The organism is Methylorubrum sp. SL192, assembly GCF_026672325.1.
GTDB lineage: Bacteria > Pseudomonadota > Alphaproteobacteria > Rhizobiales > Beijerinckiaceae > Methylobacterium > Methylobacterium extorquens.
Genome location: NZ_JAPPQV010000003.1, coordinates 1,641,748 through 1,656,857 on the forward strand (window position 1 = coordinate 1,641,748; position 15,110 = coordinate 1,656,857).

Annotated in this window: 12 protein-coding genes and 1 tRNA gene; 6 read left to right on the top strand and 7 right to left on the bottom strand. The window is 66.4% G+C overall.

From position 1 onward, the window contains the following. Positions 1–103: 103 nt before the first annotated feature. The 3 genes from OVA30_RS08470 (at position 104) to OVA30_RS08480 (ending at position 3,314) form a co-directional block, all read left to right on the top strand. Complete coding sequence (locus tag OVA30_RS08470) at positions 104–2,125, top strand: OPT family oligopeptide transporter (RefSeq protein ID WP_268175190.1); 2,022 nt, start codon at positions 104–106, stop codon at positions 2,123–2,125. Between the two features lie 68 nt (positions 2,126–2,193). After that, positions 2,194–2,988, top strand: coding sequence for an ABC transporter permease (locus OVA30_RS08475; RefSeq protein ID WP_268175191.1), 795 nt, complete (start codon positions 2,194–2,196; stop codon positions 2,986–2,988). Between the two features lie 250 nt (positions 2,989–3,238). Next, positions 3,239–3,314: transfer RNA gene (locus OVA30_RS08480), tRNA-Ala, on the top strand. 262 nt (positions 3,315–3,576) lie between these two features. On the opposite strand, the gene OVA30_RS08485 is transcribed toward OVA30_RS08480, so the two are convergent. Next, on the bottom strand, positions 3,577–4,278 hold the full coding sequence (locus OVA30_RS08485) for a hypothetical protein (protein WP_268175192.1): 702 nt from the start codon (positions 4,276–4,278) through the stop codon (positions 3,577–3,579). A gap of 235 nt (positions 4,279–4,513) precedes the next feature. Here OVA30_RS08485 and OVA30_RS08490 point away from each other — a divergent pair, with 235 nt between their 5' ends. After that, positions 4,514–5,707, top strand: coding sequence for a YihY/virulence factor BrkB family protein (locus OVA30_RS08490; RefSeq protein ID WP_268175193.1), 1,194 nt, complete (start codon positions 4,514–4,516; stop codon positions 5,705–5,707). Positions 5,708–6,054: 347 nt separating this feature from the next. Here the strand turns inward: OVA30_RS08490 and OVA30_RS08495 are convergent, their stop codons facing one another. Then, entirely contained in the window at positions 6,055–6,447 is a 393-nt protein-coding gene (locus tag OVA30_RS08495) for a hypothetical protein (RefSeq protein ID WP_082290700.1), read from the bottom strand. Between the two features lie 504 nt (positions 6,448–6,951). On the opposite strand from OVA30_RS08495, the gene polA reads away from it, so the two are divergent. Then, a complete protein-coding gene (polA, locus tag OVA30_RS08500) occupies positions 6,952–10,095 on the top strand; it encodes a DNA polymerase I (protein ID WP_268175194.1) in 3,144 nt (1,047 codons plus the stop codon). Between the two features lie 183 nt (positions 10,096–10,278). Here polA and nfi read toward each other — a convergent pair whose 3' ends face one another. The 5 genes from nfi to OVA30_RS08525 all read right to left on the bottom strand — a co-directional run bounded on the left by nfi (position 10,279) and on the right by OVA30_RS08525 (position 14,261). Further along, the gene (gene nfi / locus OVA30_RS08505) at positions 10,279–10,941 is read right to left on the bottom strand and encodes a deoxyribonuclease V (protein ID WP_268175195.1); all 663 of its coding nucleotides are present in this window, start codon (positions 10,939–10,941) and stop codon (positions 10,279–10,281) included. 13 nt (positions 10,942–10,954) lie between these two features. Further along, complete coding sequence (gene ychF / locus OVA30_RS08510) at positions 10,955–12,052, bottom strand: redox-regulated ATPase YchF (protein WP_003598135.1); 1,098 nt, start codon at positions 12,050–12,052, stop codon at positions 10,955–10,957. A gap of 79 nt (positions 12,053–12,131) precedes the next feature. Then, positions 12,132–12,764, bottom strand: a complete 633-nt coding sequence (gene pth / locus OVA30_RS08515; RefSeq protein WP_003598133.1) for an aminoacyl-tRNA hydrolase — start codon at positions 12,762–12,764, stop codon at positions 12,132–12,134. Positions 12,765–12,865: 101 nt separating this feature from the next. After that, positions 12,866–13,552 (bottom strand): 50S ribosomal protein L25/general stress protein Ctc, encoded by a 687-nt coding sequence (locus OVA30_RS08520; RefSeq protein WP_003598131.1) that lies wholly within the window; start codon positions 13,550–13,552, stop codon positions 12,866–12,868. Positions 13,553–13,832: 280 nt separating this feature from the next. Beyond that, positions 13,833–14,261: a pilus assembly protein N-terminal domain-containing protein gene (locus OVA30_RS08525; RefSeq protein ID WP_268177471.1), complete on the bottom strand. Its 429-nt coding sequence runs from the start codon at positions 14,259–14,261 to the stop codon at positions 13,833–13,835. 402 nt (positions 14,262–14,663) lie between these two features. On the opposite strand from OVA30_RS08525, the gene OVA30_RS08530 reads away from it, so the two are divergent. Beyond that, on the top strand, positions 14,664–14,849 hold the full coding sequence (locus OVA30_RS08530) for a Flp family type IVb pilin (protein WP_268175196.1): 186 nt from the start codon (positions 14,664–14,666) through the stop codon (positions 14,847–14,849). Positions 14,850–15,110: the final 261 nt, after the last annotated feature.

Sequence of the window (15,110 nt, forward strand, 5' to 3'; positions counted from 1 at the left end):
GGCCGCCGCCGTGTCACGACGGGGGATCGGACGAGGGGCCCGTTGGGTTCCCAACAAAATGTCGACGTCCCGAGCCGCGGGGCGGCACCGGAGACGCCTGCCCGTGGACGCACGATCCGACGAACGCTCAACCCCGCACGGCGAGGCCGGCGGGACTCACCCTCGCCATGCCGCCGAACTCACCCTGCGCGGGCTTCTGCTCGGGGCGGTGATCACCGTCGTGTTCATGACCGCCAACCTCTATATGGGGCTGAAGACGGGCGTGACCTTCTCGACCTCGATTCCCGCGGCGATGCTGTCGATGGGGTTGCTGCGCCTGTTCGGCGGGTCCGGCATCCTCGAGAACAACATCGTCCAGACCCAGGGGTCGGCAGCCGGCACGCTGTGCAACGTCATCCTGGTCCTGCCGGGCCTCGTTCTGATCGGCCACTGGCACGGTTTCCCGTTCTGGCAGACGACGGCCGTCTGCCTGATCGGCGGTCTGATCGGCCTCGTCTACTCGATCCCCCTCCGCCGCGCCCTGGTGATGGGCGCCGGGCTTCCGTATCCTGAGGGCACTGCCGCGGCCGAAGTGCTGCATGCGGGTGAGGCCGGCGACCGGGGCGGTCTGCGCATCCTGCTGGGCGCGGCGGGAGCGGGCGGGCTGATCGGGTTCGCCACCACCGGCTTGCGCCTCCTCGCCGACGGCCTCCACACCACCCTTGCCGTGGGGCCGGCCCTGTTTCGGCTCGCTACGGGCTTCTCCCCCGCCCTGGTCGGGGTGGGCTATCTCGTCGGGCTTGGCGCCTGCCTCGCCCTTCTGGCCGGCGTCGCCCTGGCCTGGGGAGCCGCGGTGCCGCTGCTCACGGCCCTTGGGGACGGGGCCGGCGCCGGCTCGGCGGAGGCGACGGCGAGGGCGGTCTGGTCGGAGAAGGTCCGGCTCATCGGCGCCGGCATCATCGCTGTCGGCGCGATCTGGACGGTCGCCTCCCTCGGCCGCTCGATCCTGGGAAGCATCCGTTCCGCCTTCGGTGCGGCGCAGGGCGGCGGGAAGGCTTTGCGCCAGTTGCCGCGCCAGGAGCGTGACCTGCCGATCACCTGGGTTGCGGGCAGCTCGCTCCTGCTCGCGCTGCCCCTGGCTTGGCTGTTCTTCCATTTCAGCGCGGAGGCCGAACTGGGTGGTCTGCGCTTCGCGCTGGTTGCAGTCGCCACCGTCTTCACGGTCGGCTTCGGCTTCCTGATGGCGGCCGCCTGCGGCTATCTCGCGGGCCTTCTCGGCTCGTCCTCCAGCCCGATTTCCGGCATCGGCATCCTCACGACGCTCCTCGCCGCCCTACTGCTCCCGCTCCTGCTCGGCCGCTCCGCCGGGCCGGAGGGCGAGCGCTTCGTCGTCGCCGCCGTCCTGCTCCTGTCGGCCATCGTCGTCACCACGGCTTCGATCGCCAACGACAACCTTCAGGATCTCAAGACCGGTCAGCTCGTCGATGCCACGCCGTGGCGCCAGCAGGTGGCGCTGGCGGCGGGCGTCGTGGTTGGGGCCCTGGTGATCGCCCCCCTGCTCGACCTGCTCTACAACGCCTACGGTTTCGTCGGTGCCCTGCCGCGAGAGGGGATGGACGAGGCGGCCGCCCTTCCGGCACCTCAGGCCGCACTGATGACACAGATCGCCGGCGGCATCGTGCGCAACGAGTTGCCCTGGTCGATGGTGGCGACGGGGGCCGGACTCGGGGCGATCCTCGTTGCGGTGGAGGCGCGTCTGCGCCGCAGCGGCCGTTCGTTTCCGGCGCTCACCGTCGGCATCGGCATGTACCTGCCGCTGGAGGTGGTGGTGACGATTGCCTGCGGCGGCCTCGTCGGACGCCTCGCCGAGCGCCGGCTGCGCGGGGCGGGCGAGGCGACGCGGGCCGGAGGACGCCGCCGCGGCGTGCTGCTGGCCTCGGGCTTCCTCGTGGGCGAGAGTGTCGTCGGTGTCCTGCTCGCCGCCGCCGATACGCTGAGCGGACGCGGCGGCTCCCTCGCCTTCGCGGCCGGTGCGCTGGGCGGGGCAGGGCCGTGGCTCGGCCCCATCGTCTTCCTGCTGGTGCTGGCGGCCTTCTACCGCATCGCTTCGCGCACGGACGAGGCGGGCCGCCGCAGCGAGACCTGACCCGTCCTCGATTTCGTCGCGATTGCAGGCGAGCATAACGGCGCGACCGCCCCGTTGCGACGGATACCATGAACGCCTACGCCTCGTCCCTGCCGCGCCGTCAGAGCCATCTCGACGTCTACCTGCGCGTCCTCAGCGCCCTGATGCTGCGCGACATGCGCAGCCGCTTCGGCGGAACCTACTGGGGCTACCTCGTGCAGGTGCTCTGGCCCTGCGTGCATCTCGGCATCATCGTCGGCGCCATGACATTCCGTGGAATCAAGTCGCCCATGGGCGATGATTCGATGGTCTTCGTCGCCTCGGGCGCCTTGCCGGCTCTCGCCTTTCAGTACATCTCCCGCGAGGTGATGAAAGGTTACATGGTTCACAAGCCGCTGACGTACTTCCCGCAAGTGAAGCGCTTCGATACCGTTGTCGCACGCATCCTTGTCGAGATCGTCAGCAGCTTCTTGGGCGTCTGCCTCGTTGGTGTCGTGCTCATCTGCTTCGGTGCCGATCCCGTTCCCACCGACATGACGATGGCCATCACCGGCTACCTGACCGCGATCGCACTCGGTATCGGTGTCGGGACAATCAATGTCGGGATCTGTTCTGTCTTTCCAGGATGGGCGCTTGGCTACATCTTGGTAACGCTGACTTTGTATTTGACAAGCGGTGTTTATTTCATGGCATGTTATATGCCCGATGAAATTTACTACTACATGAAATGGAATCCGATCACGCAGCTCATCGAATGGGTGCGCCTGGGATACGACCCGACGATCCCTGCTCAGATCGATTATCTTTATCTCTTCGGTTGGGTGTTCGGCAGCCTCACCATCGGGCTTCTGATGGAGCGTTACGTCGTTCGGGCTCAGCAGTAGCCGGGCATAGCCGGGATTGGCGTTCCGGCCGGGTTTCGGACTCCGCGAACGATCCGCCGTCGGGCTGAGGCTGGCCGACCGACGTTTCGTGCCGGCCCCGCGGGGGATGAGGAGGCGGCTCAAAAATTCCGCGCCGCCTCAAAAAAGGGGTTGAGTCCCGCCGATCCTCTCCGTATAGAACCGCTCATCGCCGACGCACTCAGCGCCGCCGGCGAGGCCAGAAACCGGAGACGGTCACGGCCAAAATGATGGGGCCTTAGCTCAGCTGGGAGAGCGCTTCCATGGCATGGAAGAGGTCATCGGTTCGATCCCGTTAGGCTCCACCATCATACCTTCCCAAGAATGACAGAGCGACCGAGCGGTTCAGGCGATAGCGCCGAACGCTGCGGCGTGGCTTGAATGATCGCTCGGACGAAGTGCCGTAGGCATAGCCCTCACAACTCAAGCCATCGACCCCGCCACCATCGCGCATGGTCCGCAGCACGAGTCTCGAGGGTTCTGCTCAGCAGGATCCCTCTCGGGCTGGGGTCGATCATCCTGTGACCGCCGTTTGATGCCCGATCGGGTTCTCGCTGCTTCGCCTGGACCTTAACGGTCTATCTGCCAGGGGCTGATGATGCGGGTGGGTTTCGGGCCGGTCTCGGCGCGAGCCTGTCGGGTCAGCGGCTCGATTGCCTCCTGCGGCGCCAGACGGCGGGCTTTGGCGAGCACTTTACGGGCCTCCTCGGCCGGCATAGCGCCGTGTGGCAGCATCATCGCCATCAATTGGCTGCGGGTCTTCGCATTGATCGTGCGCGAGTGCTTCACATCCTCGAAGTCGCTCATCCGGTGGCGGGCCGCCTTGGCGCCGCGCCCGCGATCGTCATGGCCCTTGAAGACCTTCGGGCCGCCCGGCATGACCACGATGTCGCCGGGGCGAAGTGTTTCGTCGCGCAGGAGTGCCGCGGTCGGATTGGCGGCGATCGCCTTCAAATCGACCGGCTGTTTGCCGCTGATCCCGAGACCGTCATCTTTCGGCAGGGCGGCGTAACGCACCTTCGGCCGGCTCCGATCCGCCGTACTGCGGTGCCGGCGCCAACGATAACGCTCGTTGACCTCGCCGCCGCCGTAAACCTGAATCGGGGCCACCACCGGAGCGGGCGCGGCCCGCTGCGGGGAAAAGAGTTGCTGAAATAAGCCGCCAAGTCCGCCCTCTTGAGCGTGAACGCCGGCAGCAGTGGAGAGGATGAAGGCGGAAGAGGCCAGGACGAGCGCGAGGCGTCGTCTGGAGCGGCGCGGGGTCGAAGGCATCGACGGCTCCTGAAGCGAGGCGGTCGCGTTCGACCGGTGCGCTGTCAACCGGAGCCGATCTTAACGGTTCCGGCGAGAACTTGGCGAGAATGTGAATTTTTCATGAGTGCGCCGGTCGAATACGCAGCGGCGAAACGCTTTTGGCCGTAGGCTCACGTCCCTGTGAACCGAAAGTCGGGCCAAAGGGTTGCTGTCAGCGCCGCCTCTTCGCGCGCTGGACGGAGCCAATCCCGCAATGCCTACATCCGATCGCGTCGTTCCCGACGCCGCTGCCGCGACGGACAACCCCCGCTACCCGGCTTTGTGGACCATGGCACTGGCGACGGCGCTCCTCGGGATCGTCGCTCTCCCACGCCGGTCGGCACATCCTGCGGATCGTGCGGCGGACCGTGACGGGGATCACTCGCGCGGCGCGTCGGACGGCGATGGGGCGCGCAAGGAATCCCCCTCGCATGAGGGCGCCGACGCCCACCGGGTCGCGCAGACCGAGCAGGATCGAGGCCGGTCCGCCGACAAGCCGACGGAGGTGCCGGTCGAAGGGTGGAAGGATGTCCTCAAGCGGACCTACCGGGATATTGGCGAGAACCGCCTGACCCTGGTATCGGCGGGTGTCACCTTCTTCGTCCTCCTCGCCATCTTCCCCGCCATCGCTGCGCTGGTTTCCGTCTACGGGCTGATTGCCGACGTCTCGACCATCAACCACCAGATCGAAGCGTTGCGCGGCGTCCTTCCCTCGGGGGGCGTCGACATCGTCGCCGAGCAGGTGAAGCGTTTGACGGAGAAGGGGGATACGACCTTGGGGCTGACCGCCCTCGTCGGCATCGCCCTTTCCGTCTGGAGCGCCAATGGCGGCGTGAAACACGTCTTCGACGCGCTCAATCTCGTCTACAACGAGCGCGAGCAACGCGGCTTCTTCAAGCTCAACCTTGTTTCGCTGGCCTTCACCGCGGGCGCGCTGCTCTTCGTCGTGCTCGCGCTCGCCGGCATCGTCGCGGTACCGGTCGCGATTCAGTTTCTGGGTCTGTCGGGCGACGCGTGGTGGCTGGCGCTGCTGCGCTGGCCGATCCTGTTCGTGATCGTCATCCTGATGCTCGCCGTGCTCTACCGCTACGGTCCCAGCCGGGACGCGCCGCGATGGCGCTGGGTGACGCCGGGCGGTATGTTCGCCGCCTTCCTGTGGCTGGCCGGCTCGCTGCTGTTCTCGTGGTACGTCTCGAACTTCGGCAGCTACGACAAGACTTACGGCTCGCTCGGCGCCGCGATCGGCTTCATGACCTGGATCTGGCTCTCGACCACGATCGTGCTGCTCGGCGCGCAGCTCAACGCCGAACTCGAACACCAGACTGCCAAGGACACCACGGTCGGCGCGCCAAAGCCGCTCGGCACGCGTGACGCCCGCATGGCGGACACGGTGGGGGCGGCCGCCTGACGGCGGCCCCTCTACATCAGTTCTACGCCTTGCTCGGGTCGTCGGCCGGATGCGGGTCGTTCACGCCAAACGGCCCGCTTCCGTAGCCTTGAAGGACCACCGGTTCGTTGGTCGTCCGAAGAGCGTGCAGCGTGTTCTCGGGCAGACACACGAAGCCATCCGTCCGCACCGCGTCGGCACGGGCCCGTTCGATCGCGGTGCCATGCTGGTGATCGAACGAGCCGGACAGGATCGTCAGAGTCTCGGCCTTCGACGGGAAGCTTCACCGTCCTTCCGTTGCCTAGCGCACAAGAAAACGGCGGGGCTCGCGCCCCGCCGTTTCGTCAAACTTCAAGAGTGGACTGGTCTCAGTAGGCGGCACGGCCGTAGGCGCCGGCACGATCGACCGGCTGTGCGCCATAGGCGCTGTAACCCGCCGGGCGGCGGACCGAGCCCGTGACGATGCTGTCGGCCGCATTGGCCGTGCCACCCACGACACCGCCGACGACGTTGCCGGCCGCATCCACGGTTCCACCGACGATGTTACCGGCGGCGCCAAGCGTACCGCCGACGACATTGCCGACGCCGCCGAGGAGGCCGCCGCGCTCGCGCACCGGGTCGATATGTGCGCCCCATACGTTGAGCGTGCCGTCACGGTTGTAGCTGGCGCTGTCGGAAGCGATGCCCTGAGCGAGGCTCGGGGTCGCGGCCAGGCCGAGGGCCAGAGCGAGGGCAGCGGTGATCTTGGTGCGATGGGTCATGATCGGTCCTCATATCTATTCATGCGGGCGCAGATGCACTTGGCCTGATCTTTCGATCGATCAGGATAGGCTGTCACCCGTCTTCGATGAACGGGATTTGGTGCCGAACTCTTCGGAGACAATAGCCGGTTTGTCGCAGTGCACCATCGATATATTTCGAAAGCACCGACCGCACTCGAACTTTCATGCAGCGACATTGCGCGCAGCCAAAAAAGCTCATGATTGAGAAGGGGTTGCTGCAAAATCCGCCACTCGATTCTGCCTGGTGCACGAGCGCACATAGAACCTGGGCTCGACGATTTTTTAAGCGTCTCGCCTCTCGCGCGGCTCGAGTGCTTTCGCGATGTACAAGACCGGCTCGCTGCCATGCCGGCCGTCGGGGGCCAGAGAACCGGGGACCTGCGGCATTTCCCGGCGCCGGGGCGATGTTCTGTAGCGGCGAAAATGCTCTATGGATCGGCGGCCCCGCCTTTGGGCCTCCATTCGCCGATGGCTGTTCGACCGATGACCGAAGAGACGCAACCGCAACCGGCCAAGCCCGTCTGCGCCGATGACCGGGTGATCCTCGTTGACGGCTCGTCCTTCATCTTCCGAGCGTACTTCCAGTCGATCAATCAGGACCAGAAGTACAACACGCGGCCCTCCGACGGTCTGCCGACCGGCGCGGTGCGCCTGTTCTGCACCAAGATCGCGCAGTTCCTTCAGGAGGGTGCGGCGGGTGTGAAGCCGACCCATCTCGGCATCGTTTTCGACAAGTCCGAGGGCTCGTTCCGCAAGGAGCTGTTCCCCGACTACAAGGGCCACCGCCCCGACGCGCCGGACGACCTCAAGCGGCAGATGCCGTTGATGCGCGACGCCGTGCGCGCCTTCGGGCTGCATGCGGTCGAGCTGGTGCGCTACGAAGCCGACGACCTGATCGCGACCTACGCGCGCCAAGCGGAGGCGCGCGGCGCCGAGGTCATCATCGTGTCCTCCGACAAGGACCTGATGCAGCTCGTCTCGGACAAGATCCGATTCTACGATTTCGAGTCAGGCGCCAAGGGCAAGCCCGGCTACCGCCCCGAGCGCAACCTCGACCGCGAAGCGATCATCGCCAAGTGGGAGGGCCTCGCGCCCGAGCAGATCGGCGACGCCCTGGCACTGATCGGCGACACCTCCGACAACGTGCCGGGTGTGCCCGGCATCGGCCTGAAGACGGCGGCCGCGCTCATCAAGGAATACGGCAGCCTGAAGCAGCTCCTGGAGCGGGCCAGCGAGATCAAGCAGCCCAAGCGCCGGGAAATGCTGCTCGCCAACATCGATCAGGCCAAGCTCTCGCGCCGCCTCGTCGCGCTCGAGGAGAGCGTGCCGGTGCCAGTGCCGCTCGACGAACTCGGCGTGCCGCAGCCCGATCCGCAGAAGCTCGTCGGCTTCCTGAAGGCCATGGAGTTCAACACCCTGACGCGGCGTATCGCGCAGATGCTCCATGTCGATCCCGAGGCGGTGAAGCCCGATCCGGCTTTGCTGCCGGGCGCACAGCCCCACGCCTATTCCAACGCGGCCGGCGGCAGTGACGCCGTGCCGTTCTTCGGCGACGCCGTACCGGTCGATCCCGAGACCGCCGCCGCACCCGAGCGGACGGATGGGGAGGCCCCGCCCGACGCGGGCGAGGCCGATCCCTTCGCCGATCTCGACCTGCCGGATCAGGCTCCGAAGAAGAAGCGCGGCTCCAACGAGCCGACGCCCGCGACCCTCGTGGCCGCCCGTGCGGCGGAATCGGTCAAGCCGTTCGATACGGCCGCCTACGAGACGATCGCCACCGTGGCGCAGCTCGAGGCCTGGATCGCCGAGAGTTACGAGGCCGGGGTGATCGCGGTCGATACCGAGACCGACGCGCTCGACGCGGCCAAGGCGGGACTCGTCGGCGTCTCGCTCGCCACCGCGCCGGGGCGGGCTGCCTATATCCCGCTCGCCCACGTGAAGCCCGAGGTGAAGGGCGGCGACCTGTTCGGCGAGAGCGGGGCAGGGGCCGATGCGTCCGACAGGCAGCCCGGGCAGATCGATTTCGACACCGCCCTCAAGCTGCTCAAGCCGCTGCTCGAGGATGCCGGCACGCTCAAGGTCGGACAAAATCTGAAATACGACCTCTCGGTGCTGCACCGCTACGGCATCGACGTGACGCCTTTCGACGACACGATGCTGATCTCCTACGTGCTCGATGCCGGCAAGGGCGGGCACGGCATGGACGAACTCGCCCGCCGCCATCTCGGCCATCAGCCGATCACCTTCGCCGACGTCGCCGGCACCGGCCGCAACAAGGTCACCTTCGACCGCGTGGCGATCGACAAGGCGACCGCCTACGCGGCGGAGGACGCCGACGTCACCTTACGGCTATGGCGGATGATGAAGCCGCGCCTCGTCGCCGAGCACCGGGTGACCGTCTACGAGACGCTGGAGCGCCCGCTGGTGCCGGTGCTGGCGCGGATGGAGCGGGCCGGCATCGCCATCGACCGCAACATGCTGAGCCGTCTCTCCGGCGACTTCTCGCAGATCCTGGCGCGGCTGGAGGAGGAGATTCAGGAGGACGCGGGCGAGCGGTTTCAGGTCTCCTCGCCGAAGCAGATCGGCGATGTGCTGTTCGGCAAGATGGGCCTGCCCGGCGCGAAGAAGACACCGTCCGGCCAGTGGGCCACGCCCGCGACGCTTCTCGAAGAGCTGGCCCAGGCCGGCCACGACCTGCCGAAGAAGATTCTCAACTATCGCCAGCTTTCCAAGCTGAAATCGACTTATACCGACTCGCTGCAGCAGCACGCCGACCGAGGGACCAACCGCGTCCATACCTCGTTCGCCCTCGCGGCGACGACGACCGGCCGGCTCTCCTCCTCGGATCCGAACCTGCAGAACATCCCGATCCGCACGGAGGAGGGGCGGCGCATCCGCCGCGCTTTCGTCGCGCCCGAGGGTAAGAAGCTGATCTCGGCCGATTACAGCCAGATCGAGCTGCGCCTGCTCGCCCACATCGCCGACATCCCGCAATTGCGCGAAGCGTTCGAGCAGGGAATCGACATCCACGCAGCCACGGCGTCGGCCATGTTCGGCGTCGCCCTCGACCAGATGACCGGCGATCTGCGGCGCCGGGCCAAGACGATCAATTTCGGCATCATCTACGGCATCTCGGCCTTCGGGCTGGCCGACCGCCTCGGCATCGGTCGCGAGGAGGCATCGGCCTTCATCAAGCAGTATTTCGAGCGGTTTCCCGGCATCCGCGACTACATCGACACCACCAAGCGCTCGTGCCGCGAGAAGGGCTACGTCACGACCCTGTTCGGCCGCGTCTGCCACTACCCGCAGATCCGCTCGAACAACCCGTCCGAGCGGGCGAGCGTGGAGCGCCAAGCCATCAACGCCCCGATCCAGGGCACCGCCGCCGACATCATCCGCCGCGCCATGACGCGGATGGAGGATGCGCTGGAGGCGAAAAGGCTCACCGCGCGGATGCTGCTGCAAGTGCACGACGAACTCGTGTTTGAGGTGCCCGACGACGAGGTCGAGGCGACGATTCCCGTGATCGCCGGAGTGATGGAAGAGGCGCCCGCGCCGGCCCTGACGCTGAGGGTGCCGCTGGTGGTCGAAGCGCGGGCGGCGGGCAACTGGGAAGAGGCGCACTGAGGGCCCGATCCCGGAAGTCACAACGCTCCTCATTGAGGCACTGCGTCAGCAGCCTCGAAACACGCCGCGACGCTTTTCCCGACAGATCGTTGCCGTCGGATCGACCGTTCAGGCGTGCTTCGAGGCCGAGCTTGCGCTCGGCACCTCAGCGTGAAGACCGTCCTGATCGCTAGGATCGGTCGATCAGAAGTCACCCGCCGCCTTGTGCGCAAGGCGGATCGGCTCCGGCAGGCGGTATTTCGGCGAGCAAGCCAGCACGAGTTCGACCGCGCTCGGGATGTCGGCACGATGGCCCGGCGAGATGAACAGCGGGAGTGTGGCCGTGCGCGTGCGGACCACGGCGCCGATCGTCTCGCCCCGATCGATCAGGGGGACGTGCGCGCCCTTTTCCTCGGATAGGGGCGCGTTCGTGCCGACGAGCCGCGTCTTGCCGACGCCGATGGTCGGGCGCTCCAACCACAGGCCCATATGGCTGGCGATGCCGATGCGGCGCGGATGGGCGATGCCCATGCCGTCGAATAGGAACATGTCCGGCTCGGCGCGCAGGCGCCCGAAGGCCTCCTCAAGCACCGGCCCTTCGCGAAAGCTCAGGAGGCCGGGGATGTAGGGGAACGGCGTCGGCCGCTCGGCGAAGGCCGTCTCGACGAGGAGAAAGCCCGGAAAGGTCACGACGACGATGGCGGCGCGGGAGCGCTCGTTCTTCACGCTGACATCGACGCCGGCCACCAGCCGCACCGCGCCGAGATCAATGGCTTGGTCGGCCACGATCTCGCTGCGGAGCCGGCGCTGGAGCGCGACGGCCTCGGCCGGCGTCAGGTCCCAGGCATGGCGCGGGTGAAGCTCCATGCCGGGCCTCCCATCAGTTGGCGAAGCGGAAATGCAGCACGTCGCCGTCCTGCACCACGTATTCCTTGCCCTCCAGCCGCAGCTTGCCGGCATCGCGCGCGCCGGCCTCGCCGTTCAAAGCGGTGTAGTCCTTGAAGGCGATGGTCTCGGCGCGGATGAAGCCCTTCTCGAAGTCGGTGTGGATCACGCCCGCCGCCGCCGGGGCGCGGGTGCCCTTCGTGATCGTCCAGGCGCGGGCCTCCTTCGGGCCGACCGTGAAGTAGGTGACGAGGCCGAGCAGGTCGTAGCCGGCGCGGATCACCCGGTTCAGGCCGGGCTCGGACAGCCCGACCGCCTCCAGGAACTCGGCCTGATCCGCTTCCGGCATCACCGCGATCTCGCTCTCGATCTTGGCCGAGACGACGACGGCGACCGCGCCCTCCGCCTTGGCCCGGTCGAACACGGCCTGCGACTTGTCATTCCCCTTGTCGGCGTCGCCCTCGTCCACATTGCAGACGTAGAGCACGGGCTTGGCCGTCATCAGTCCGAGCTGCTGGAACAGCCGCTCCTCCTCGGGCTTGCGCTCCACGAGCCGGGCCGGCTTGCCTTCGCGCAGGAGCGGCAGGGCGCGGTTGACGAGGTCCAAAAACTCCTTGGCCTCCTTGTCGGCGCCCTTGGCGCGCTTCTCCAGGGCGACGACGCGCTTCTCCAGGCTGTCGAGATCGGCCAGCATCAGCTCGGTCTCGATGGTCTCGATGTCAGCGATCGGATCGACCTTGCCCTCGACGTGGGTGACGTCGCCGTCCTCGAAGCAGCGCACCACGTGGGCGATGGCATCGACCTCACGGATGTTGGCAAGGAACTGGTTGCCGAGGCCTTCGCCTTTCGATGCCCCTCGCACGAGGCCGGCGATATCGACGAAGGTCAGCCGCGTCGGGATGATCTCCTTCGAGGACGCGATCCGGGCCAGATCATCGAGGCGCGGGTCGGGCACCGCGACCTCGCCCACGTTCGGCTCGATGGTGCAGAACGGGTAGTTCGCGGCCTGGGCCGCGGCGGTCTGCGTCAGCGCGTTGAAGAGAGTCGACTTGCCAACGTTCGGCAGGCCGACGATGCCGCATTTGAAGCCCATGGCTGGTCCTAGAAATCCGTTGTGATCGGTCGGGGGCCGCGCCCGGAAACCCGCTGCATCGGGGTCCGGCGGGCTCGTGTCAATTCGCGTCGCGCGCTTTCGCCTTGCCGGCCTCGGCCGGCGTCTTCACCGTCTCCCAGCCACGGCCGGCCATGGCGAGATGCACCTTATTCTGGAAGCTCGCATCCTCACCCGCCGCCAGCAGCGGCGCGTGGTCGGCGGTGGCACGGCAGAGATCCTCGACCCAGGGCTCCTCCGACTTCGCGAAGTCGTTGAGGACGTAGGCGTGGACCAGCGCCTTGTCGCCGGGGTGGCCGATGCCGAGGCGGACCCGGCGGTACTCGTTGCCGCACAGCGCCGTGATCGAGCGCAGGCCGTTATGCCCGGCATTGCCGCCGCCGAGCTTCACCCGCAGCTTGGCCGGCGCGAGGTCGAGTTCGTCGTGCAGCACGATCACGTCGGCGAGCGGGATCTTGAAGAAGCGCTGCGCCTCGCCGACCGAGCGGCCGGATTCGTTCATGAAGGTCTGGGGCTTGAGCAGAATCGCACGCTCGGAGCCGAGCATCACCTCGGCCGCCTCGCCCTGGAAGCGGCGGCGGAACGGGGCCGCGCGGTGGACGCGGGCGATCTCGTCCACGGCCATGAAGCCGATGTTGTGGCGGTTGCGCGCGTAGCGCGCGCCGGGATTTCCCAATCCGACGATGAGCCGCATGTGCGCTCCCGATCTCAGCCCCGACAAATGCAAATGCCCCGGCCGGGTGGCCGGGGCATCGCGTATTTCGCAGGGCGGGCGCTCGCGGCGCCCGCTGCGGCTTACGCTTCGCTCTTGTTCTTCTCGTTGGTGGCCTCGGCCTCGGCTTCCGCCTTACCCTCGGCGGACTCGGCCGACTGTGCCTCGGCGACCGCGGCTTCCTCGGCCTCGACATCGGCGCCGAGCACCGTCGGCGGCAGAAGGTTGGCGACCGTGTCGGTCGGCTCACCCGTGTAGGTGCCGGCCGGCAGGCGCAGGTCGGAGGCGTGGATCACGTCGCCGATCTCGCGGCCAGCGAGGTCGACCTCGATCGCGTCGGGGATCTGGTCGGGCGCGACCTCGAGGGACACCGTGTGCAGCGCGACGTTGAGGGTGCCGCCCTTCTGCTTGATGCCCGGCGCCTGATCCTCGTTCACGAAGTGGACGGGGACGTCGACCGTGACGGTCTGGCCGGCGACGACGCGCAGGAAGTCGACGTGCAGCGGCACGCCGCTGACCGGATCGAGCTGGTAGTCGCGCGGGATCGCGCGGGTCTTCTTGCCGCCAGCATCGATCTCGAACACGGTGGTCTTGAAGCCACCGGCGTAGATCAGGGTGCGGGCGCGGATGAGGTCGATGGCGATGGCCTGCGGGGCCTGGTTGCCGCCGTAGATGACGGCGGGAATCTGGCCCTGGCGACGAACGGCCCGGGCGGCCCCCTTGCCGACCCGGTCGCGTGCCACGGCCTCAAGCGTCTTGGTGGCGCTCATGGCGTGATCCTTTTGTAAAATATGGAGCCGGACCAACGACAAAGGCCGCCCGAAGCGGACGGCCCGACCGTTCCCCAGCGCGCCCGTGCCTCCAAGGGTGTCTCAAGGGCGCGGGCGGGCCATACACGCAATGGGCCCCCGTGGCAACGGCGGAAGGCCGCCTCGGAGGAGCGGATGCGAGAGCCGTATCCGGCCCCATTGCATCAGGCCGGCGCCTCTAAGCCATTGTGGTGACGCGTATTCTTCCGACGAACCGGTGGCCACTTCGTCCGAGTGCGCTCTAGCGGTTCTGGGTCGCCATGGTGCGGCGCGCCTCGGCCTGCTTGCTGGTGTCGTCGAAATACTTGGCGGCGTCGCCGAGCTGCACCGAGGGCTGGCAGTTCGGGGTGCAGGAATAGGATTCCCGATCGAGGCCGCGCTGCACGGTGATGATCGACGCCTGCGGCGCCTGCACGCTGATGGTCGATTCGGCGAGCATCGCCCCCTTGCCGTCGAGGGCGATCAGGTTGGTCGTACCGAAGCTCTTGCCCGTCAGCACCACGACGCCGTTCTTCTGCAGGGTGATGTCGGCGATCATCGGGTTGCCCACCACGACGGTCTGGGTCTTCTCCGGCAGGCGGATCACCTTCGCGTTGTCGACCTCCACCGAGACGATGCCTTGCGGCACCGGCTCGTTCGCGTGAGCCTGGCCGACGAAGACGACCATCATTATCGCCGCCGAGACGGTAGCGGGGAGTAGGGCGGAGCGCAGGCGGGGCATGGGCGGTCGGTCCGGTCGCGCAATGGGGTCGGCAGGCCGCTCCGCTATCCCGGACGATCCCGAGCGCGAGGCGGTTATGGTTTCCCGAATGGTGTAGGAAAGGGGTGAAGGAAGCGCTAATCGGCTGATGCTCCACCAGGCGCGCATCGCGATCGAAGTCGCGACGACAAATCGAGTGGGTCGAGAAACCGCCCATTAACCCATGCGCGTAAACGCGAAGACGCACCCTGGGTTACGAGATCGATTTAACGCAAACGCAACCGGTCGGGATTACACCTGAATCCGTCGCCGATCGGGGCCTTTACAGACTTCCGACGGTCGCCCAGCAGAATTAAGCAAGTGGAGATCATCGTGAAGAACATCACCAAGCGGTTCATCGCCGACGAGTCCGGTGCCACAGCGATCGAATATGGTCTGGTTGCTGCGATGATGGGCATCGCCGTTGTTACAATTTTTAGGGCTTTCGGGACTAGCCTTGGAAACGCGTTCACTACCATTGGCTCTGCGCTGAACACGCAGGCAACCGCCATCAAGTAGCAAGCTGCATTCGAGTGGGGCGCATTAGAGTCGCAAGCAAATTGCGGCTCTAATACCATTTATAGGTTGCTTTTTTTATTGAAAAGCAGACTGGTTAGATTCTGATGTGATGAGCTAAAAAATTTCATCGCAAGTTATCCGTGTACGACAGGGAACATTGTATTCTCCATTATATTACATGAGTAAGAGATAAATTTTCATAATTGAAATATATCGATATATATCTCATCGAAGATGTATCGCTTTTTGCAACATCAGAAG

Bases quoted from the DNA above. Each gene is read 5' to 3' on its own strand.
- OVA30_RS08475 (WP_268175191.1), top strand. From the start codon at position 2,194: ATGAACGCCTACGCCTCGTCCCTGCCGCGCCGTCAGAGCCATCTCGAC.
- OVA30_RS08485 (WP_268175192.1), bottom strand. From the start codon at position 4,278: ATGCCTTCGACCCCGCGCCGCTCCAGACGACGCCTCGCGCTCGTCCTG.
- OVA30_RS08490 (WP_268175193.1), top strand. From the start codon at position 4,514: ATGCCTACATCCGATCGCGTCGTTCCCGACGCCGCTGCCGCGACGGAC.
- OVA30_RS08495 (WP_082290700.1), bottom strand. From the start codon at position 6,447: ATGACCCATCGCACCAAGATCACCGCTGCCCTCGCTCTGGCCCTCGGC.
- polA (WP_268175194.1), top strand. From the start codon at position 6,952: ATGACCGAAGAGACGCAACCGCAACCGGCCAAGCCCGTCTGCGCCGAT.
- nfi (WP_268175195.1), bottom strand. From the start codon at position 10,941: ATGGAGCTTCACCCGCGCCATGCCTGGGACCTGACGCCGGCCGAGGCC.
- ychF (WP_003598135.1), bottom strand. From the start codon at position 12,052: ATGGGCTTCAAATGCGGCATCGTCGGCCTGCCGAACGTTGGCAAGTCG.
- pth (WP_003598133.1), bottom strand. From the start codon at position 12,764: ATGCGGCTCATCGTCGGATTGGGAAATCCCGGCGCGCGCTACGCGCGC.
- OVA30_RS08520 (WP_003598131.1), bottom strand. From the start codon at position 13,552: ATGAGCGCCACCAAGACGCTTGAGGCCGTGGCACGCGACCGGGTCGGC.
- OVA30_RS08525 (WP_268177471.1), bottom strand. From the start codon at position 14,261: ATGATGGTCGTCTTCGTCGGCCAGGCTCACGCGAACGAGCCGGTGCCG.